General features: G+C 51.2%; 18 protein-coding genes and 2 pseudogenes. 8 read left to right on the top strand and 12 right to left on the bottom strand.

What is annotated here, in order from left to right:
• The coding region (locus AC1DWB_RS07365; RefSeq protein WP_477540388.1) for a hypothetical protein at positions 1–245 on the top strand (245 nt) is incomplete at its 5' end.
• Between the two features lie 239 nt (positions 246–484).
• Here the strand turns inward: AC1DWB_RS07365 and AC1DWB_RS07360 are convergent.
• The 9 genes and pseudogenes from AC1DWB_RS07360 to AC1DWB_RS07320 form a co-directional block, all read right to left on the bottom strand.
• A pseudogene (locus AC1DWB_RS07360) lies at positions 485–1,234 on the bottom strand (alpha/beta hydrolase); the annotation flags it as partial.
• Positions 1,194–1,900, bottom strand: a pseudogene (locus AC1DWB_RS07355) (HAMP domain-containing protein); the annotation flags it as partial. The pseudogenes AC1DWB_RS07360 and AC1DWB_RS07355, both read right to left, overlap by 41 nt.
• Complete coding sequence (locus tag AC1DWB_RS07350) at positions 1,897–2,571, bottom strand: response regulator transcription factor (protein WP_477540387.1); 675 nt, start codon at positions 2,569–2,571, stop codon at positions 1,897–1,899. The gene AC1DWB_RS07350 and the pseudogene AC1DWB_RS07355, both read right to left, overlap by 4 nt.
• Before the next feature lie 224 nt (positions 2,572–2,795).
• Complete coding sequence (locus AC1DWB_RS07345; protein WP_477540386.1) at positions 2,796–3,674, bottom strand: carbohydrate ABC transporter permease; 879 nt, start codon at positions 3,672–3,674, stop codon at positions 2,796–2,798.
• 18 nt (positions 3,675–3,692) lie between these two features.
• Positions 3,693–4,631 (bottom strand): ABC transporter permease, encoded by a 939-nt coding sequence (locus tag AC1DWB_RS07340; RefSeq protein WP_477540385.1) that lies wholly within the window; start codon positions 4,629–4,631, stop codon positions 3,693–3,695.
• A gap of 87 nt (positions 4,632–4,718) precedes the next feature.
• Entirely contained in the window at positions 4,719–6,314 is a 1,596-nt protein-coding gene (locus tag AC1DWB_RS07335; protein WP_477540384.1) for a type 2 periplasmic-binding domain-containing protein, read from the bottom strand.
• A 30-nt stretch (positions 6,315–6,344) separates the two neighbouring features.
• A complete protein-coding gene (locus AC1DWB_RS07330; RefSeq protein ID WP_477540383.1) occupies positions 6,345–7,049 on the bottom strand; it encodes a GDSL-type esterase/lipase family protein in 705 nt (234 codons plus the stop codon).
• Between the two features lie 4 nt (positions 7,050–7,053).
• A complete protein-coding gene (locus AC1DWB_RS07325; protein ID WP_477540382.1) occupies positions 7,054–8,079 on the bottom strand; it encodes an alcohol dehydrogenase catalytic domain-containing protein in 1,026 nt (341 codons plus the stop codon).
• Positions 8,080–8,098: 19 nt separating this feature from the next.
• The gene (locus AC1DWB_RS07320) at positions 8,099–9,049 is read right to left on the bottom strand and encodes a zinc-dependent alcohol dehydrogenase (protein ID WP_477540381.1); all 951 of its coding nucleotides are present in this window, start codon (positions 9,047–9,049) and stop codon (positions 8,099–8,101) included.
• A 351-nt stretch (positions 9,050–9,400) separates the two neighbouring features.
• On the opposite strand from AC1DWB_RS07320, the gene AC1DWB_RS07315 reads away from it, so the two are divergent.
• From AC1DWB_RS07315 to AC1DWB_RS07295, 5 genes are all read left to right on the top strand, one after another.
• Positions 9,401–10,324, top strand: a complete 924-nt coding sequence (locus AC1DWB_RS07315; RefSeq protein ID WP_477540380.1) for a helix-turn-helix domain-containing protein — start codon at positions 9,401–9,403, stop codon at positions 10,322–10,324.
• A 95-nt stretch (positions 10,325–10,419) separates the two neighbouring features.
• Positions 10,420–11,511, top strand: a complete 1,092-nt coding sequence (locus tag AC1DWB_RS07310; RefSeq protein ID WP_477540379.1) for an oligogalacturonate lyase family protein — start codon at positions 10,420–10,422, stop codon at positions 11,509–11,511.
• 79 nt (positions 11,512–11,590) lie between these two features.
• Positions 11,591–12,541: a dihydrodipicolinate synthase family protein gene (locus AC1DWB_RS07305; protein ID WP_477540378.1), complete on the top strand. Its 951-nt coding sequence runs from the start codon at positions 11,591–11,593 to the stop codon at positions 12,539–12,541.
• Between the two features lie 54 nt (positions 12,542–12,595).
• On the top strand, positions 12,596–13,954 hold the full coding sequence (locus AC1DWB_RS07300; RefSeq protein WP_477540377.1) for a Gfo/Idh/MocA family protein: 1,359 nt from the start codon (positions 12,596–12,598) through the stop codon (positions 13,952–13,954).
• A 144-nt stretch (positions 13,955–14,098) separates the two neighbouring features.
• Complete coding sequence (locus AC1DWB_RS07295) at positions 14,099–15,121, top strand: LacI family DNA-binding transcriptional regulator (RefSeq protein WP_477540376.1); 1,023 nt, start codon at positions 14,099–14,101, stop codon at positions 15,119–15,121.
• A gap of 58 nt (positions 15,122–15,179) precedes the next feature.
• Here the strand turns inward: AC1DWB_RS07295 and AC1DWB_RS07290 are convergent, their stop codons facing one another.
• The gene (locus AC1DWB_RS07290; RefSeq protein WP_477540375.1) at positions 15,180–16,067 is read right to left on the bottom strand and encodes a hypothetical protein; all 888 of its coding nucleotides are present in this window, start codon (positions 16,065–16,067) and stop codon (positions 15,180–15,182) included.
• A gap of 313 nt (positions 16,068–16,380) precedes the next feature.
• Between AC1DWB_RS07290 and AC1DWB_RS07285 the strand changes: the two genes are divergently transcribed.
• Together AC1DWB_RS07285 and AC1DWB_RS07280 are read left to right on the top strand one after the other, a co-directional pair.
• Positions 16,381–17,322 carry an Rpn family recombination-promoting nuclease/putative transposase gene (locus tag AC1DWB_RS07285; RefSeq protein ID WP_477540374.1) on the top strand — a complete coding sequence of 314 codons (942 nt, stop codon included), beginning with the start codon at positions 16,381–16,383 and terminating at the stop codon, positions 17,320–17,322.
• A gap of 406 nt (positions 17,323–17,728) precedes the next feature.
• Positions 17,729–18,484, top strand: a complete 756-nt coding sequence (locus tag AC1DWB_RS07280; protein ID WP_477540373.1) for a YheC/YheD family protein — start codon at positions 17,729–17,731, stop codon at positions 18,482–18,484.
• Between the two features lie 82 nt (positions 18,485–18,566).
• Here AC1DWB_RS07280 and AC1DWB_RS07275 read toward each other — a convergent pair whose 3' ends face one another.
• Complete coding sequence (locus tag AC1DWB_RS07275; RefSeq protein ID WP_477540372.1) at positions 18,567–19,037, bottom strand: DinB family protein; 471 nt, start codon at positions 19,035–19,037, stop codon at positions 18,567–18,569.
• Between the two features lie 15 nt (positions 19,038–19,052).
• The gene (locus AC1DWB_RS07270; protein ID WP_477540371.1) at positions 19,053–19,571 is read right to left on the bottom strand and encodes a HugZ family pyridoxamine 5'-phosphate oxidase; all 519 of its coding nucleotides are present in this window, start codon (positions 19,569–19,571) and stop codon (positions 19,053–19,055) included.
• Positions 19,572–19,588 lie beyond the last annotated feature (17 nt).

Below are 19,588 nucleotides of genomic sequence, written 5' to 3'. Positions count from 1 at the left end.
CTTCTATCCCGCTTGATCGGCAGGTTGACGGTCACCTCCAATTTTGTTCGTTAACCGTTCGTTCGACGTCTCCATTTTCCGGATCGGAAGCATTTCTTGCCTCGATTTCGCTCAGAAAACAAAAAGAGAGAAAGCTCAAAAACAATTACAGGATTGCCTGTACATTGTCTTTGAGCTTTCTCTCAGATACATCACTCAAAATAATAAATGATATGAATTTGTCGGACGAACGTTGTTGGCTTTAACTATACAGTCGGAGCTTTGGAGTGTCAAGATAGATAAGCTTACGTAACATGTTAAGAATATGTAAAACGTATCGATACAACTAAAAATAGCCAGTACAATGCCCAAGGAATGAAAAGAACCCCCCATTAAGCGTCCATTTTACACGCTCACTCAGTTGTTGCTTCTTTGGATTTTTTAACTGGGTGTACAAAAAAACCTTTGAGGGAATCATCACTCACAAGGTTTCATAATGTACATATTATTTAATTTTTTCCATAAACACCCTAAAGCTTTCAACGATTTCTTTTGAACGGGTATGGTGTAAATAATGTCCCCCTTCAAATGTCATCACTTTTCCATGCACAGACTCTTTAGCTTGCTCATCATGCAGTGATACCCAATCTTTCCTGTCCATATTATTTGCTTGTACAAACAAAATAAGGGGAAGATTTTTGGGGAATTTTAAATTTTGAGCTGCATTGAAATTAGGATAAATATTTTCCATTTCATTCAAGGTGCTGTGGTTATACATGTTTTTGAGAGCAAGCAATCTCATTTGTTCTTTCGTTTTATCATCAAACGGCAGTGCAGCATATGGATCAGCACCTAGTTTCATGAGCAATCTGGAGAAACCCGATTTTTTGAGTAGTTTAAACGTTCCTATTGGAAATTCAACATCCATACCGCCTTGTGTTGGAACACTGCTATCGATCCCGACAAATGCACTTACTTCGTTTTCATATTTGTGCACATAATCTAGTCCGTAAATGCCTGCAATGGAGTGACCCATTAGTATATATCGGTCAATATTAAGACTCTGTAAAGCTTCATGAATTTCACTTACAATATTTTCTGTGTTCCGTTCCTTTTTGGTTACATCACTTAATCCATAACCGAAAGGCTCAATCACGACTACTTTGTAAAATGGGGATAGCTCGTCTACTAGCGGCTTAAAATCAAGTGCTGGTGCTGCTGTTCCATAACCAGGTAAGAGCACGACTGTTTCTTCGATTCAGATCKTGCATCATTTCTTCGAAGCTRCGAGCCAAAGTACCTAACTCACCCTTTTGTTTAATATTCAGCTTGACGTTGAAATCTCCAGCTGCTATCTGCCTAGTCGCTTTTGTCAGCTTTTTGATCGGTCTGACTAGGAACATAGCAGCAACCAGAATCAATAGGCTTCCTGCTATCAACGAATAAGTCAATAAGTTCAAAATCCACTTTATGAGAAAAGAGGCGGAAGGGGGGGCGATCGGCTCCACAAACATTGCTTTCGTTCCCATTTCAGTTTTCAACGGCAACCCTAAGAGGGTAGTATCCATGCCTTTGACTTGAACAACTTCACCATCTAGTACTTTCTTTACTTGTTCCATAGTCACAGTGGCAAGATTGTGTCCGTTAAGCGTTCCGTAAGACTGATACTGACCCGTTTCTTCGTAAATTCGAATATGATTATTGAGCTGCTTCATTCCGCTTACGTACGTGTCCGCTTCACGTAACGGAAATGTCTCATAAATCCGGGCGATATCCTGGCCATAATGAAGTAAGTTGATTTGCAAGTTTTCGTTCAATTTATCTTTAAATACCCAAGTTGCCACAAAAAAGCAATGATCGTACCCCCGATCACGGAGACTAGAAATGTCAGGACTACGCGTGTATATAAGGATTTGATCATTCATACACCTCAAGCCGGTAGCCCAGCCCACGTACCGTTTCGATACGAAAATCGGGTGTAGTCGCGAACCGTTCGCGCAAACGTTTAATATGCACGTCTATCGTTCGATCATCCCCAGCGTAATCGATCCCCCAAATTTGATCGATCAACTGCTCGCGCGTATAGACTTGTCCGGGTGTACCAGCGAGCTTATAAAGCAATTCAAACTCCTTGAGCGGCAACGTAAGTGACTCCGTCCCTCTCATCACCTTATATGTCTGCCGATCAAGGATGACGTTGCCGAACTGGATCAACTGCGTGGAGCCAATCCGGTATCGTTTCAGTAATGCCCTAACACGAACCGTCAACTCCAACGGATCGAATGGTTTCGTCAAATAATCGTCCGTCCCAAGTTCGAAACCTTTCACCTTCTCCCATGTTTCGCCTCTCGCAGTCAGCATAAGTAACGGAAGATCAGGATTGGCTCTTCGGAGCTCCTTACATAACGTCCAACCATCCATAATCGGCATCATAATATCGAGCACGACAAGATCGACATGCGTCGAGGCATATACGGTCAGTGCTTCCTTACCGTCCGCGGCTTCGGCTGTTTCGAATCCGTCGTTGCGGAGAAATAAACAGACAAGTTCACGAATGTTCGCATCGTCGTCAGCAACCAGTATAGTAGGCATTCGTTCCCTCTTTTCCTGTTGTCCATCCTGACCATTATACAATAAATTTTCCGCCAGACCGAAACCTCCGTCGGGAATGTCACAAGGTTCTTGTCACCCGACATGATTTCTTCTGCAGCATGTACTGTAAACGACGCCGGATACAGTATCCGTGGCGGTACAGCAAACGAGCACGTTCTGATCGACGGTTTAGGTCCCTCCTCCAGGCCCGGTCGGTCGACACTCTACCCTTTGATAGAACCGACCAGCAGGCCTTTGGTAAAGTAACGTTGCGCGAACGGATACACAAGCAGAATCGGGAACATGCCGCAGAAAATAACCGCCGCCTGCAAATTACGCGGGAACAAGATGCCGTCCTCCGACTCGACTAGCGACAATCCGCCCCCATTCCCGGATTTCGAATCCAGCACTAGCTGATAAAGAATAACTTGAATCGGGTGCAGGTGCTTATCTTGCAAATAAATCAATGGACCGAGATACGCATTCCAGATGCCGACCGCATAGAAAACCGAGATCGTAGCCAGTATCGGCAGCGAGAGCGGCAAGAAAATCCGGTACATCGTCTGCCAATCGTTCGCCCCATCGATAAAAGCCGCTTCCTCCAGCTCTACCGGCTGTGTATCCAGAAAGGAACGTGCGATAATAAGCAGCCAGACGCTGATCGCGCCGGGAATAATCATCACCCAGATCGAATCGACCATGCCKAGCGTCTTAATGAGCAAATAATTCGGAATCAGCCCCCCGTCGAAGATCATCGTGAAGAAAATCAGCAGCATAAACCCATGCCGCCCAATGAACCGCTTCCGCGACAAGCAGTAGGCGGTTATGAACGTCATGGCCACGGCGAATATCGTCCCAAGCACGGTATAGAGACTTGAATTCCACAGCCCCCGAAGCACCCCAAGGTTAGGGGTCGTAAGAATGTACTTATAGGCCTCCAAGGTGAACCCGATCGGGTAGACGAATACTTCGCCTGCCATAACGGATTGCCCGGAGCTAAGCGAGATGGCCAATATGTTAACGAACGGATACAAGCACACCAGCGTAATAAGCAGCAGAAGGGTGAGATTGACGACATCGAAGCTGGTCAAATTTTTGCGCATGGTTTCGTCCTCCTCCCTCTAGAACAGCCGTGTTTCCGAGAACCGCTTGGCTGCGGCGTTGGCCGACCCGATCAGTATAAGAGCGACAAACGACTGGAACAGCCCAGCCGCACTGGCGAAGCTGTAATTCGGCACCGTATCGATCCCGAAGCCGCGGCGGAACACATAAGTCTGCAGCACATCCGCCTTGCTGTAGACGCTCGGATTGTACATGAGCAGAATCGTGTCCAGGCTGACCGTAAGCGCACTGCCTAACCCCAGAATAAGCAGGATAATCATAGTATGACGAATCCCGGGAAGTGTCACGTGCAGCATTTTACCGAATCGGCTCGCCCCATCGACATCCGCCGCTTCATACAAATGCGGGTCAATGCCCGCGATAGCCGCCAAATAAATAATCGCTCCATACCCGAAGCTGCGCCATATCTCAAGCCCTACATACAAGCTGCGGAAATACCCCGGTTCCGACATGAAGGAGATCGGATTGATGCCGAACGCCTTCTCCAGAATAATATTGACGAATCCGGACTGAGGCGATAGGAACGTATACAAGATCCCGACCGCAACCGCCGACGATATAAAGTAGGGGAAAAAAGTCACCGTCTGAATGAACCGTTTCATGAGCATCATCCGCAGCTCGTTCAATAGCAGTGCGAATAGGATCGGCACTGGAAACCCGAACAACAGTGTATAGATGGCCAGCAGGAACGTGTTCTTCAGTAGCTTGTAGAAATACGGATCGCCAAACAGGTCCTTGAAGTGCTTCAGCCCCACCCAATCGCTGTGGAGCATTCCCTTGAACGGGCTGTACTCCTGAAAGGCAATGGCGACCCCGAACATCGGAACATACTTGAACACAATAAAATAAAGCAGTCCCGGTAAAAACATAGTATAGAGCAACCGAATCGACCACAGCCGCTGAATCGTCGTTTTGCCGCCTGGCCGTTTTTTCACCATTGTGCCACACCCCATTTCCGCCGAATGCAAGGGACGGAGCTGCAGCTCCGCCCATGCCGTAGATTGTCCCTAAGCGCTTTGCACCTCTTACTTTTTGCCTTGCGCGGTGTCCCAAGCCTTCTGGTTGATTTCGGTAATTTGCTTGTAGCCGGTTTTCTCCAGCTCCGTGAGGAATTTATCCCAATCGGCAAAGGACTGCTTGCCGGTAATGAGCTCGACGATCCAACCATTCATCAGTGGCGTGAGCTTGGCATTGATGTCGTTGATCTTCTTCAGATCGTCGCCCGCCACTTTGAATTGCGGCAGGAACACGAGATATTTCTGGAAGTTAGGCACCCAGTCTTTTTGCGTCTTGCTGAGCCACTGGGATGCCGCTTCATTGTCCGGAGGAGCGGCGAACGTGAAGTTGGTCTGGCCGATCGACCAGCGCGCCTCCCCTTGTTTCTTCTCCAGTTCCTTCTCGTATTCGATCAGATAAGACTTCTTGCCATTCGTGGTCTGATACGACTGGCCTTCCACGCCCCACGAATGGAAGTTGCGGCCCTTCTCGCTGTATAGGAAATCGTAGTACTTCACAATGTCTTCCGCTTTCTTGGACTTGGCGCTGATCGCGACGGACCAATCAAGCGTGTACTTCGCTGCGGCGTAGTAGAACGCCTTGCCATCGACACCGGTCATCGGCGCCATTGGGACCATCTTGTAGTTGGGATCGACCTTCACTCCAGCGTTTGTGAAGCTGGCTGGCCGGCTGGCGCTGTGGATCGTCATGGCCGCCTTGCCGTTGACGATCTTCGCTGTCCAGGCGTTCTCATTCTGGGCGCCGGTGACCGCTTCGGGATCGATTAACCGCTCATCGTACAGCGTCTTGACGAATTCGATCATCTTCTTGTAACCGGGCGAATAGAGGTCCGTTCCGCCGCCAAGCGGGTTGTAGATCCCTGTCAGTTTACCATTCGGTGTAGGTGCGGCAGCGGCTGCGCCGAACAAGTTCTGCACGCCAATCCAGAACAAGAACATGTCGGACGCGCTGATCGGATAAAAGTCTTTGTCCGGTATCGCTTTGCGCAGCTCCCTCAGCACCTTCAACAATTCATCGGCATTGGTCGGCGCCTTCAGATTATATTTGGCCAGCAGGTCTTCGCGGTACATCCAGATGAGCCAAGGCAGCTGCGGCTGCTCGAACGGAAGTGCATAGATCTTACCGTCGCTTGAGGTCGCCAGTTGCTTGAAAGTCGGATTGTCCGCCATGTACTTCTTAATGTTCGGCGCGTGCTTATCGATCAATGGCGTCCAGTCGAGAAACGCCCCCTGCGGACCGTACAGATCAGCCTGACTCATCTTCACCGCGAGCGAATCGGGTATATCATTGGAAGCGATCTTCAGCTCGTTATTCTTGAAATAAACGGAATCCCGATCTCCGCCATCGATCAGCTCAATCTCCACGTTCGCCGCCTCTTGCAGCGGTTTAAACCATAGTGCATTGTTGACAATCTCGTGTTGCCACGTGTAATACTGGAACTTGGCCGGAGCCGGCTTGGCCGTTGGCTTAGCGCTATCGGCTGGCTTAGACGTTTCTTGGGTGCTCACGGCGGAACCTGTCCCCGAACTGCTGCATGCCGTCAATACAAGCAGAGCTGCAAGAAAGACCAAGATCATCGCTTTTGTACGTTTGTAACCCCTCATTGTGTTGCCCTCCCTTATCTATGTGTGCTTCTAAATGGTGATGCCTTGCTTGCCGAGTTCGTCCCGCAGCGTATTCGCCATGATGTTGTAACCGTATACATTCGGATGAATGCCGTCATAAGCGAGCTCGGGTCTCAATGTGTGCCCGTCTTGCTGGACGAGATGCCGGTGGTAGTCCACGTAGGTCGCTTGCATCTCCTCGGTCATCGCACGGATCGCCTGATTAATGTGGACTATAAAGCCATTTTTAAGCGGCGTACTGGCCAACGTGTCCAGATAGACGGGCAGAATCGAGCCTACTATGGGATTAATCCCATTTGCCTTCGCGACACGGACCATCTCAGTCAGATCGGCAAGTATGTCCCGGTGGATGTCGTCCAATTCTCTTCGTTCTTCTTCATTCCATGCATCCAGTGGAAACATATTGTTGATGCCCAGCTTGATGATCACATGCTTCGGCTTCAATTGAATGACATCAGCTGCAAAGCGTCGCAGCGCAATCGAAGTAATCTCCGCCCCGATCCCCCGGTTGACAATCGTGTTCCCCTTGCCTCCAAAATACGTCTGTACGTCCCAGTAATGGGTAATCGAGTCGCCCAGAAATACAAAATCGACCGGCACGTTATGGTAGACTAGCACTTCATTATGAGCGTCGAATTCCGGCCGCCGCTTGTCCGCCCCGTTCTCAGGGCTGAATAAGCCCGGCCGAATGATCGCATATCTCTGCTGCTGCATCCGCCTAGTCCCCCTTCGTCCAATCCAACAAAATGCCGAGAAACGGTTCGCGCTTTTCCGCAATGAGCTGCCACGCTTCCTGCACCCGCTGAATGGGGTAGCGGTGCGTAAGAAGCGGGGCGGTTCGCAGCCACCCGGCCGCAATGCCTTCCATCGTACGGTCCATTCGTTCTCGGGTCCAGCCAGACGGGCTGTGCAGCGTGATCTCCTGATCCCGTAATGATTGGATATCGACCGCTCCCGTGTCGCCGAGAAATCCGGCTGACACCCAATGGCTGTCTCGACGCAGCAGCGGCTGTATCGCCCGGCATGCCTGCATGTCGCCGACCGTATCGACGAGCGCCGCCACTTCGCCGGCGCAGAAGGCCAGTGCACTGCGGTACGCCTCCTGCAGGCCGCCGCCTTGCTGAAGCGTCGCCGGCACGAGCACACCGCGCGCCGCCGGCGGCAGCAGCCGCAGGCGCTCCTCGTGACGGCCGAGTACCGTCACGCGGGCTCCACGGTGTTGCAGCGTCTGCGCGGCCCACTGCCCGACCAGACCGTCGCCGATGACCACGGCCCAATCCCCTTCGCGAATCGCCGGCCGGATGCCGCAATTGTAGCCAACCTGCGTCAAGACGGCCCCGGCATAATCGAGCGGATCGGCTGCCTCGGGCAGCTTCCACACTTCCCGGACATCTGTCACTGCCGGCGTAATGTGCCCGGCGAACGGAAAATGCATCTCCTTCACATGGCTGACGGTGGCGAAGACACGATCGCCGGGCCTAAACCCTGTAACGGCAGCCCCTACGGAGCGAACTGTGCCTACCTTCTGATACCCGGCTGCGATAGGGAACGGCCACGGATCTCCCGTGCGGTACAATTGTTCCCCGGTCAATCGCTCCCCTCGGAAGAAGGATGATTCCGTGCCCGTACTGATCCACGAATATTCCACGTCGATTACTACATCTTCGCTTCCCGGTTCCGGGATATTCACCTCGTCAAAAACTACCTGGCCTTTATCTGGAAAAACGACTGCCTTCCCTCTCATGATCGCATCCTCCGTCGTCTTATTCGAAATCACGGCCTGGGTAGAAATGAACTTTGATCGCCGACTGATCGCGCAGCAGCCGAACGGCTTCCTCGTATTCCGTAAATCGGACATGATGCGTTTGGATGCATTCCATGTTGAGCCCCTTGTTCGTGACGGCGTCGAGCAGCAGCTCGCAATCGCGTGAAGTAACGGGGCGTCCGTTGTACGTCTCCAGCTTAATTCCGGTCCCCCACTTGCTGTCCCCGAAGGCGACCTCTCCCTTCTGTACGCCGAAGATGACCACATGCCGATCCACATGATCGAGCAAGTGCTGCACGGAAGCCGCGAAGCCAACGCAATCATAACCGAAGTCGAAGCGGGTCTGCCCGAGCTCATGGGGACTGCAAGTTTCCCCGAACCCGAGTGAACGAACGTAGGCAAGTCGATCCTCGTTCAGATCCAGGCCGACCACTCGGGACGCTCCCCAGATGCTGGCCAATTGCATAGCCAGAATACCGGCCGGTCCAAGCCCGGAAACAACCACCGTACGTCCGCGCAGATCGTCGAATTGCGTTAGACCCATCAATACGCATTTTAACAATTCAAATGAAACTGCTTGCTTAAACGTAACGGAATCGGGGATCGCTAGCAAATCTTTTTCCTCATACACCATGTACTGCGCATAAGCGCCGTTTCCGGGCAAATGCTCAAGTGCGGCTACACGGTCACCCACCCGATGCTTCTTCACCTTACTGCCCACCTCGCGAACGAATCCTACTGCTTCATGTCCTGGAAACCCAGGAGGCAGCGGATATTGCGGAGCTAAGGCTGCGTCGAACATATCCCGGCCGGCCATCATATTAAGATCCCAGCGTGGACATGTGGCGACAATCTCGATCTCGACCAATACTTCGTAATCACGTGGTTTCGGGATATTCGTTTCTATGATGCGGTATTCGCCTGGCGCTGTAATTTGCAAAGCTTTCAAACCCTCGTCAACTCCTCTGACTGCCTGTAATCGCTTTCTTCTTAAGGTGACCATCAAGCTGCACATGTACGGTTCATCCGGATGTACCCGCCAGTACTAAGCTTGCGGCATTCCATGCATGCCTGATCACAGCCTTATTATAGAACGGGAGCCTTGCGCTTGTATTTATCGTAAGTCATACTCTTTCATGATTTTTTAGATGGCAAATCAACGATTTCCCGCAACCTATTTACACAATAATGAACTTTCCCATCCGGGCCGTCAGCGCTTCCATTTACAAACAAACCGTGCATGGGGTAAAGTGAAGGAAAGACCGACATCGCGTTTTTCGACAAAAGGTGGGTTCACGAGATGCATATCCGAGAGTACGATGAGTTCGTGACAGCCGAGTATATATCCAAAAACTACCCGAGTGCCGGCATCCGAGTCGGCGATCGTCCCTACTTCAATTACACCGGCGCCGGAATCGGGGGCGGTATTCACCCCTATTATGAAATATTTTACATCGATTCCGGCGAAGTGCTCGTCCAATGGATCGGGCATACATACCGAGTGCAATCCCCTGCACTGTTCGTGCTTACTCCGAACTCCCCCCATCTGTTCACCCGCCTGTCCAGCCAGCTTCACTTTTGGTTCGTGGAGTGGGAAGTCGAGGAGAACGATTTTGTCCCCGACCTGGAAACGATCACGCAGTGGAACCGACTGCAGAGCGGCAGCTCCCGGGATTTCGCCCAGTGGCCGCTTATAGACGATACTTTGAAGACTATGTCGGCTATGATTCGAACGGCGCTTGTGCAGAAACGGCCTCCTATATTCGATCGCTTGTTGACCTGCGACATTCAGAAGGTTCTGCTCCTGATTGAGCATTGCACCAAAGCCGAACATTCGTCTGCCGCCTCTTCATCCCCGGTCGGCAGCGGCGCAGCGGCGCATAAACCGACGCAGCACGACCCCATCTATGACCTGATCCGCTACATGGAAGGCTTCTATCAGACCGATATTACACTCGCACTGCTGGCCGAACGTTCGGGGCTGACCCCGTCTTACATTATCCGGCTGTTCAAAGAACGGATTGGCGTTACCCCGATTCAATATTTGCTCGAATTGCGTATGCACTCGGCCACCTGTTACTTGCAGCTCACCGATATGTCCGTGCAGGATATTGCCGAAGCTTCCGGGTTCCCGAGCATCCATTATTTCAGCCGTATGTTCAAACAGCGGTTCGGCGTCAGTCCGTCCGATTGGAAAAGAAAGTCCCGGCTGGCTTCAACCTGACGCTTGACAAGTACAACCTGTCAAGAGTACGATTCTATCGAACGTAATCGTTTACGTTGCAGGAAGTGAAGTTGACCATAAGGAGAGGAGTTTCATTGACCAAGGGAACGATATTCCCGCCCGAATGCATCGAGAAGCGCGACAGTAGAACCGGGGCGAAGATTAGGCAGATTACAGCCCATCCATCGATCCATCACCAGCCGTTTTTCATGATCCCTGCCTACGATGATGCGATGCGGTACTTGTTCTTTATTTCTCACCGGACAGGAACGCCGCAGCTGTTTGCCGAGATCAGGCACAGTGGAGAGCTTCTCCAATTGACCGATCGTCATGACTTGTCTCCCTGGTCGGTCCACCCTTCGCACGATGGGCAGCATGTGTATTTTACCGCAGGCTCCGAAGGGTGGCGGCTGCACATGCAGACGCTTGAGGAGGAGCGGCTGTTCGACTTGAATGAGGTGACGATGAAGTCGGAAGGGATGGTCGCCGCAGCCATGGGGACAACCGCATTGAGCCGGAACGACCGATGGTGGGCTTTCCGCTACAACCAGGGAGGTCTTGCTCGCTTGTCGGTACTCGATACAGCCACGAAGCAGATGGACACCATTCTATGCCGGGACGAAATTTCGCATTTGCAGTTTTGTCCGGATGACAGCGGGTTGTTGTTTTATGCAGGCCCTCTGACAGACCGGGTATGGGCAATCGCGAGGGATGGGCGCCATAACCGCAGGCTGTATCAGCGCAACGCAGCGAACAAAGAGTGGATAACCCATGAGAGCTGGATTCCCGGCACTCGGGAATTGGCTTTCGTGGACTGGCCGCACGGTATCCGCTGCGTTCATGCCGATACCGGAGCAGTCCGCTCCGTGACCTCTCTGCCTGCCTGGCATGCGATGTGTAATTACGACGGCAGTCTAATGGTGGCTGATACGAATTTTCCCGACATCGGCCTGCAGCTGTTCAACCCCAAGGACGGCGTCGGAGCAGCGAGTACGCTCTGCTACCCAGAAGCATCCAGTATCGGGGAGCATTGGGACGGACCATTCCCTTACGATAACGGTCCGATTCCCGTCTACGCGCCGCAGCACACACATCCACATCCGAGTTTCAGCCCCGACAGCAAGAAAATCATCTATAGTTCAGACCGAACCGGCTTCAGTCAGCTGTATGAGGTCGACGTTCCTTAAGCTTCTGTGGACGCAGGTTAGGCATGATGTATTTCATTTACGTAAACGTTTACTAAACATTCTAACAGGAGGAATTTCGATGAAAAACAAACAAAAATGGAGCGGCGTATTCCCAGCCGTATTGCTGCCTTTTAAGGACGACTACTCGATCGACGAACAAGGATTCCGCGAGCTGGTTCGCTGGGTTGCTTCCCATAAGGGGATCAACGGGATTGTCGTCAATGGCCACACCGGCGAGATTATGTCGCTGCTGCCGGAGGAACGGGCTGAGGCGGTAAGAATTRCTGCCGATGAACTGCAGGGCCGCATCCCGGTCATCTCCGGATTGTCGGCTGAAGGCACGATTGAAGCGGTACAGCATGCCCAAGCCATTGAGCAGGCTGGCGGAGCGGGCATTCTTCTGATGCCGCCGCACTCTTGGCTGCGATTCGGCATGCAGCCAGAATCGACCGTACAATTTTTCAAAGATGTCGCTGCTGCGGTATCGATCTCCATCGTCGTTCACCAATATCCGAAATGGACCAAAACGTCCTATACGACCGACCAGCTTCTGCGGATGACGCAGATTCCAAATGTTGTCTCGGTCAAAATCGGCACGCGCGATATGGCCCAGTATGAAGTCGATGTTCGCTCTTTGAAGCAAGGAGCACCGGACGTCTCCATTCTTACTTGCCATGATGAATATTTGCTCCCTACGCTTGTGCAAGGGATTGACGGGGCCCTTGTTGGCTTTGCGAGCTTCGTCCCCGATCTGATTGTCGAGTTAGTGAAAGCCGTAGAAGCCAAGAATCTCGCTCACGCCAGCGACGTTTATGACCGTATCTATGAGCTGAAGCAAGCCGTCTACAAGATGGGCGAACCATCTTCTACCGCTCACGCCCGGATGAAGGAAGCGATGTTCCAGCGGGGGTTGATCAGCAGCGCCTTGACGAGACCGCCAGTACTTCCCTTCAGTCAACAAGAAAAGGATGAGATCCGCGCGGGCCTGCAGAAAGTCGGACTTGTCGCTGCTGGAACACCCGTTATATAATGGCGTTAACGCAAACGTTTACTGTCGGATATTCAGCCAGAAGGAGGCAAGTCTATGCCGGATTCCCGTCCCATCCATGCCGCACATGCCGGTCATGGCAACCTACTGACGCCCCACAAACCGATTCAATTGGCGATTATCGGCGCAGGCCAACGTTCACGGACGATCTACCGCCCGCTGTTCCAATCATTAACCCCTTGGGTTGAAGTCGTAGCCGTGTGTGATCCTGTCAAAGCCAATGCGGATGCTTTGGCGCACAGTCTTAATGTTAAGGCTTACTATGACATCCATGAATTGGTTCGGGATCAGATCGCCGAAGCCGCCCTGATTATTACGCCGGTCGAATCGCACCACTCCATCTCGGTTTATTTGTCCGCTCACGGCATCCATAACATGGCGGAAACTTCATGGTGCAGTACGGTCGTGCAGGCACGCGATATGATTGACACGGCCAAGAAGCACAATGTTGTCATCCGCGTCGCAGAGAACTTCTACGGCTTCCCTATCGATCGGATGGCGCAAACCGTCAAACGAAGCGGCTATCTGGGGCGGATTGGGCGAATTTATTCCTATAACGACCATACAGGCTATCATAACAATTCCCGCTGGATCGTCTTCGCCGGCCAGCATCCGATCTGGGCACAGTCGATTCGCCATGCGATGAATACCGTTCCCTTCCAGTCATCGCCGGAGCGCTATCATAATCAAGAAAATTTTCATGCCAACTATTTTGCCTTTCCCGACGGACTGCTCGTTATCGATTCGGCTGCCAATGCCAAAGGCTTTCTGGGCCGGCAGCCGCGTCCCGGATACACGGAGTGGCAGGGTGAACGCGGAACGCTCGTACACCGCGGCGACTTGTCGACCATTGCGGAAACAACCCATTTCGTAGACGGACAGCAGGTTCGGAAGAACGGCTCCTCTTGGTCGAGCGTAAGCGAGCTGCGATACTTGTCCGATGAGGCCATCGGGCGCAAGGAGCCCTTCCGTCTGACCGGATATGCGGATCACATATCGCCCGTCATCAACGAGTTCAACGATCGGATCTGGACGCGCAGCTACGCCGAGACCGCTCAGGGCATAATCGAATACGTGAACCCGTTTCGACCGATAGAACGCTCGGATCATTTCCTAGATGAGTATGGCTGCAGCATTATGGGTCACATCGTCAATTTCTCCTTGGCCGTGAACGGCTTGGGAGATAGCGAATTCGACGAGCAGGATGCGCTGATGTCTCTCATGATGGACATTGGGACGAGGGAATCCGCGCTCCAAGAGGGTCGGCGGATCGCTCTCCCCTTGCAGGGAGAGCTGGAGGCGGACCGCATCAGTCTCGCGAAGATCCGACAGAAATTCCATGTCGACCCGCTTGATGTGGAAGCTATGCTCAACATCAGCTACCCGAAGCCATGATCGGAAGCCGGCTGCTCCACCCGTACCGGTGCATCGCACGTGGCAATAACGTTTACGCCTGTTTGTTGATTATGGGACCGGAGCGGATTACAATAACCAAATAAACTGATTTGCCAAGGGAATGCATAGCTGGAGGTTGTTCTGTTGTCCGTCAATATTAAAGATGTCGCCAAAGCGGCCGGAGTGTCCACGGCATCCGTCTCCAGGGTGCTGACCGGAAGCCCCGGGGTCGGGGAAGAAACAACGAAACGGATCCGTGCGGTCATGGAGGAAATGGGCTATAAGCCGAATCTGGGCGCTCGCGGTCTGGTCAAACGACAAACCGGAAACATCGCCATCGTTTTTTCACGGGGCAGCTCGTTTATATTAGGCAACCCCTTCTTCTCACGTGTGCTTGAAGGCATTGCCAAAGTGCTGGATCAATTGCATTACAACACGCTGATCTCGTTTACGTCCCAGCAGCAGAAACGATTGCTTGAAACACAAGCCGTGGACGGGGTCATTCTGTTCGCGCCACGAACCGGGGAGCTCAGTCTGGACTGGCTCAAGCAAACGACACTTCCGCTCGTCGTCATCGGCAGCTACGTGGATGAATCTCCATTCCCCTGTGTACGACCGGATGACGAGGGAGGCATCCATCTTGCGGTCAAATCGCTGTACGATCTGGGCCATCGCGAGATCGGTCTCGTGAACGGCCCCTCCAGCTCGATGAAGAGCCGGAAATGCCTGGATGGGTACGCTCGGGCCTTGCGGGAGCTCGGTTTGCCACTGAAGCCGGATCGCATCTACGAGGTTAGCGAATTCGACGCAGTCAAGGCGGCAGCCGTCATGTCGAAGCCACTCGGTGCCAATCGCGATGTAACCGGGCTCGTCTGCGCGGCGGATTACATCGCTATGGGCGTAGTCAAAGCCGCGGCAGAGAACGGCTTGAACGTTCCTCGCGATTTGTCTGTAGTCGGATTCGGCGATGTGCCGTTTGCCGAATTTTTCATCCCTGCCTTATCGACCGTTCATGCCGACTTGATCGGCATCGGTCGACAAGCGACCTCTACGTTGATCGATCTGATCGACGGCAAGCAGATTCGCAAGAGAGAGCGCGTCTTCCCGATGGACTACGTGGCTAGAATGACAACTTCAGTGCCAGCCGCCGGCTTACGTAAGGGCTAATCCTGCTGATGGCTGAACGTACAGAGGACACTCCGAACAGGGAGTGTCCTCTTTTCAACTATCGCATTCCTGCATTCTGGTACATCCCCGTACGGTTCGTCGCTTGGTGCAGCAGCATGAAAGCACCTAATACGATTGTACATAGGAAGAACCCACAAGCTAGAAGTGGAAGTGTCGACCACTCCAGAATAGGTTGCCCGAGTAAAGTCTGGTATCCAATCGCAGCTAATCCGAGTAAGTAGGCTATGCCGGTTAGATGGATCACTCTGCTTCGCATCTGGTTGGAAAGTGATGTGCGTTCAGCGAACCAAGCGACCAATGGCATGACTTGCAGCGCATGGAATCCAAGGCCGTGCAGCCATATTATATTCCCATGAAGACCAATGAAACGACTCTGGTTGACAGATATCCAGATTCCTGCTGCGAACGAGAGCAGAACGGCAATCATCGCGTAGCGGATGCCCATCACCAATTCTGGTCGGAGCTTATTGGTATTCCGACGGAAATACTGGATTGCGAAGAACAAATAATACAATACCAACAGCAAGGCAACTAATGCGAAGCCTGAACCGACCCCGACATCGAAAGCTGATCCGTCATACGCAAATCTCGGGTTAACACCACGAAAATTTTGCACCGTTTCCGCAGCATAAGAATAAAGAGCCAGGACGATGTAAGACCATCGAAAGAACGCCTTACTCCTCGCTCTCATTACTGCTAGTGGACTGATCGCCGCCGTCGATAGTAGAAATATTCCCAATGCTGCATTAAAGGAGACCGCTTTCGAAACGTCACCATCAGGGGAAACCGTTCCTCCATACAGCAGTACCCATACCTCACAAATCCCTGCAAGCAGTAAGCCCAGCAGTCCTGTCAACATTAGCCATTTTTCGCCTTGAAATAATTTGACTTTCGGACTCGGTCCTCCAAGTATTTGATTGCGCATTATATGTCAGATCCTTCCTTGATTTGATACTCTAACTGTATAAGATCAAGGTGATCTAACTAACAGGCGCAAGAATGAAATCAACTTCGTTCCCAGGGATGTTTTTTGTACTCGACTTGAGTCGTAGACTCATTTACCGAGTGAAGTCCGACTTTCTCCCTAAAGGTATCATTCGAATCATAAAGAGTCTGTGACCGCAGAGCCAGACCGTGAACATAATTTCAGAAAACATTACCCAACACCACTACAAACAAGAACATATGTTTGGTATAATCGAGCTAGATCCAAGATAATATATGGAAGGACCGTGTCGATGAGAGTAAATAAGCCGCATGACGAAGCTTTCAAAAAGCTGCTACAGACGTTTTTCCATGAGTTTCTGGATCTCTTTTTTCCGGATGTATCGAGTCTGGTTGATCCTTCGCACACCCGCTTGCTCATGCAGGAAATGTTGGTCGATGTAGTTGGAGAACAGACACGCGTACTGGATCTATTAGTAGAGACTCGGTTATCCGATTCAGAAGCGTACATTCTGATCCTAACCGAGACTCAATCCTACAAGGATACTAATTTCTCCGAGCGCATGTTTATATATTTTAGTCGACTATTCGAACGGCATCGCCACGAACATAAAGTGATCATCCCTATTGCTATTTTCACCTATGATGACCCTGGTCAGGAGTCGAAATCACTTGTAATGTCGCTGCCTACGCACAATATCCTTACCTTTGACTTCCTGAAAGTAGTACTGAGAGCGTACGAGTGGCGAAACTTCATTGATTCGGATAATCCAGTAGCCGCTGCGCTACTCAGTAAAATGGGGTACAATAGAAGTGAGAGACGTCAAGTTAGACTTGCTTTCTTGAGAATGATTCTACGACTAAGTAAACGGTTGGACCAGGCACGAATCGCTTTGATCATGTCGTTTGCAGATCTATATTTTGAACCTGTGCAAGAGGAGGATGAGTCGATCATGAAACAATTACGCGAAGAAAACCCGAGGGAAGGCGAACAATTGATGGAGCTGATGCCAGCTTGGAAACGTTGGGGTTACGATGAGGGCATCGAGAAAGGAATTGAAAAAGGAATTGAAAAAGGAATTGAACAAGGGATTGAGCAAGGAATTGAACAAGGGATTGAACTGGGGAAATCGGAAATTGTTAAAAATCTTCTGTCCAAGGGGTTCTCTTTATCGGAAGTAATTGAGTTGACCGGTCTGCATCGGGATCAGATCGAGAAGCTGGCAAAAAAATAAAGAAATAGAGTCAGTACACTAATGTTCCCCTCATCTCCCGATCCAGAGTTGCAGTTTCATCTGTTTAGACTAATCGATGTTGCATGCACAAGGATGAACGTCTGACGGCGTCCTTTTACGTCGTGCGTTTGCCGAGACGAAACGATGAACAATCAGCGGAGTTATACTTGCTGAATCGTTGCAGAAGGCTCCTGCGGTTGTATTCGCAGGAGCCTTTTATGCTGTGTGATCGATATTGTTATCACCGCTAAGCCGTTATCCATGGGCCAGCATTTCTTTGTTCTCTTCGAGCTGGAGGCCCTAACGCCTTGTCCGCCGATACCGACTTAGGCATTAGCTGTGACGAGCTCTTGTCGTTTCTCATAACTTATGAGGAAGAGTTTGCGACAAGGGAGGAGTAGGCAACATGTCTTATAGAAGCAGTAACATGAGAAGCAAGTGGGTCAAAACGAAATGGCTGTTGAAGCAGCCGAGCTTACGCAAGCATGTTCCTCATACGAAGCTTTTTACCAAAAAGAACTTGAGTTCGATGCTCACCCGTTATGCTACGGTTTTCTTCAAACCTTCGAACGGAAGCGGAGGGTCGAACGTCATTCGAATTAAACGCAAACGATTCGGGTACCAAAGCCAGCTTCATACCGTCAAAACGCGATACGCAACCAAGGAGAAGCTCTATCGCAAACTGAAAGCTCACGCCAAAAGACGATCCTATGTATTGCAGAAGGGTGTCCAATTGGCTCGAACGAACGGAAACCCCTTCGACATTAGGGTCATGGTGCAGAAGACGAATGCAGGTCGCTGGATCAGTACGGGTGTCTTCTCGAAGATCGGCAAGCCGGGCAAAGTCGCCACTAATTATAATCAAGGCGGGAGAGTAGACTTCTTCACGCCTACCATGAAGGGGGCCGGCTACAAACCATCGGAGATCCATCGCAAGGAACGGCAATTGAAACGGTTGGGGGTCGCCGTTGGCAACAATTTCACCAGACACATCAAAGGCTTCCGTGAGCTAGGACTAGACGTAGCTTTGGACAACCGGGGTCGCATGTGGATTCTAGAAGTGAACACAAGTCCTCAGTTTTATCCCCTCAAGGGCTTGAAGGACAAAACCTTGTACAGGCGGATCTTATCGTTTGCCAAGCAATACGGGCGCCGTAAGTAACGGCTCACATAACTCAAAGAGGACCGCCGAATCGATCTCGGCAGTCCTCTTGTTCTAGCTCACATTTGCTGATTCCGGCCGCCTAAGCATCGCTAGCTTGAGCGCGCGCTTGCTTCTGAATAAGCGATATTTGTCCAGCATGAATGCCTGTATGATACATCAGTCGGCCCACAGCTTCCAATGGAGTCGATCCTCCGGCAGGGGACTCGACATGGACATGCCAGGCTTCCTCGGGCAATTCCTTCATCGCTTCGATGAGATGCTCATTCGAGACCCCGATCAAGTCGACCAGCTCAGCTAGATTCGTGTACGAGGGCTTGTCTGCCGTCTTCTCCTGGCTTCGGGCAAGCTTGATGTGCTCCGGCATGCTTTTGCCAAAAAACCATTCCGCGAACATGTACTCCACTTCCGCGTTATGGTAAAGCATAGACCCGATCGTAGATGTACCCTGCTGCAGGCTCAAGTCTTGTTCCGGCAATGCCTTCACCGTCTTATAGAACCGCCCTTGCAACGCTTGCCAAATTGGGATAACGGTAGATACGGTTGTTGTCATCAACTTGCACACTCCTTAGGATTTGGTCTCGGCTTCCTTCTTCTTGTCTACGACTACATGCTGGAACAAGTTCGCTTCCAGATCGAGATCGAACGCCATGCCGAAGCCGACAACGTAACGGCCTTGCAGCGGAGTCATCTCGAACAGCGAGAAGTCGAGCGTGCGCAACAGATCAACCATCTTGGCGCCATGGATTTCGTTGAACAACTCAAAGATGTCGTCATGCCCATCGTTGCCGATATTCGTGGACGTACAACTCCAGCGCACCCGTTCGGTAGCAAATTTATTGTTCGTCTCGGACTCGTCTGCAATAAGCAGGACATCCACATAATCGTTGCTCTCCATATAACGGTAGTGGTCCGCGATTTGACTAATGTAGATGTACAGCTTGCCTTCCTTCTTAACGAACGGAGCGTAGCTGATGAACGGCTTGCCTTCGTCGTCGATCAGGCTTAGGATCAGATTTTTGCGGTTGGCTATGAAGTTCAAGTAGTTTTCCTTGTTCTTTTCTACATCTACCGGCTTTTTCATCATTGTGAATTCCTCCATTA

Source organism: Paenibacillus sp. P4_E11, assembly GCF_056401635.1.
The sequence above is the reverse complement of the archived record's forward strand: the minus strand, read 5'-3'. Positions and strand labels throughout refer to the sequence as shown.

What these genes read in the sequence shown, in the direction of transcription:
- AC1DWB_RS07340 (WP_477540385.1), bottom strand. Translation starts at nt 4,631, where the DNA reads ATGGTGAAAAAACGGCCAGGCGGCAAAACGACGATTCAGCGGCTGTGG.
- AC1DWB_RS07315 (WP_477540380.1), top strand. Translation starts at nt 9,401, where the DNA reads ATGCATATCCGAGAGTACGATGAGTTCGTGACAGCCGAGTATATATCC.
- AC1DWB_RS07350 (WP_477540387.1), bottom strand. Translation starts at nt 2,571, where the DNA reads ATGCCTACTATACTGGTTGCTGACGACGATGCGAACATTCGTGAACTT.
- AC1DWB_RS07330 (WP_477540383.1), bottom strand. Translation starts at nt 7,049, where the DNA reads ATGCAGCAGCAGAGATATGCGATCATTCGGCCGGGCTTATTCAGCCCT.
- AC1DWB_RS07290 (WP_477540375.1), bottom strand. Translation starts at nt 16,067, where the DNA reads ATGCGCAATCAAATACTTGGAGGACCGAGTCCGAAAGTCAAATTATTT.
- AC1DWB_RS07280 (WP_477540373.1), top strand. Translation starts at nt 17,729, where the DNA reads ATGTCTTATAGAAGCAGTAACATGAGAAGCAAGTGGGTCAAAACGAAA.
- AC1DWB_RS07270 (WP_477540371.1), bottom strand. Translation starts at nt 19,571, where the DNA reads ATGATGAAAAAGCCGGTAGATGTAGAAAAGAACAAGGAAAACTACTTG.
- AC1DWB_RS07285 (WP_477540374.1), top strand. Translation starts at nt 16,381, where the DNA reads ATGAGAGTAAATAAGCCGCATGACGAAGCTTTCAAAAAGCTGCTACAG.
- AC1DWB_RS07325 (WP_477540382.1), bottom strand. Translation starts at nt 8,079, where the DNA reads ATGAGAGGGAAGGCAGTCGTTTTTCCAGATAAAGGCCAGGTAGTTTTT.
- AC1DWB_RS07335 (WP_477540384.1), bottom strand. Translation starts at nt 6,314, where the DNA reads ATGAGGGGTTACAAACGTACAAAAGCGATGATCTTGGTCTTTCTTGCA.
- AC1DWB_RS07275 (WP_477540372.1), bottom strand. Translation starts at nt 19,037, where the DNA reads ATGACAACAACCGTATCTACCGTTATCCCAATTTGGCAAGCGTTGCAA.
- AC1DWB_RS07300 (WP_477540377.1), top strand. Translation starts at nt 12,596, where the DNA reads ATGCCGGATTCCCGTCCCATCCATGCCGCACATGCCGGTCATGGCAAC.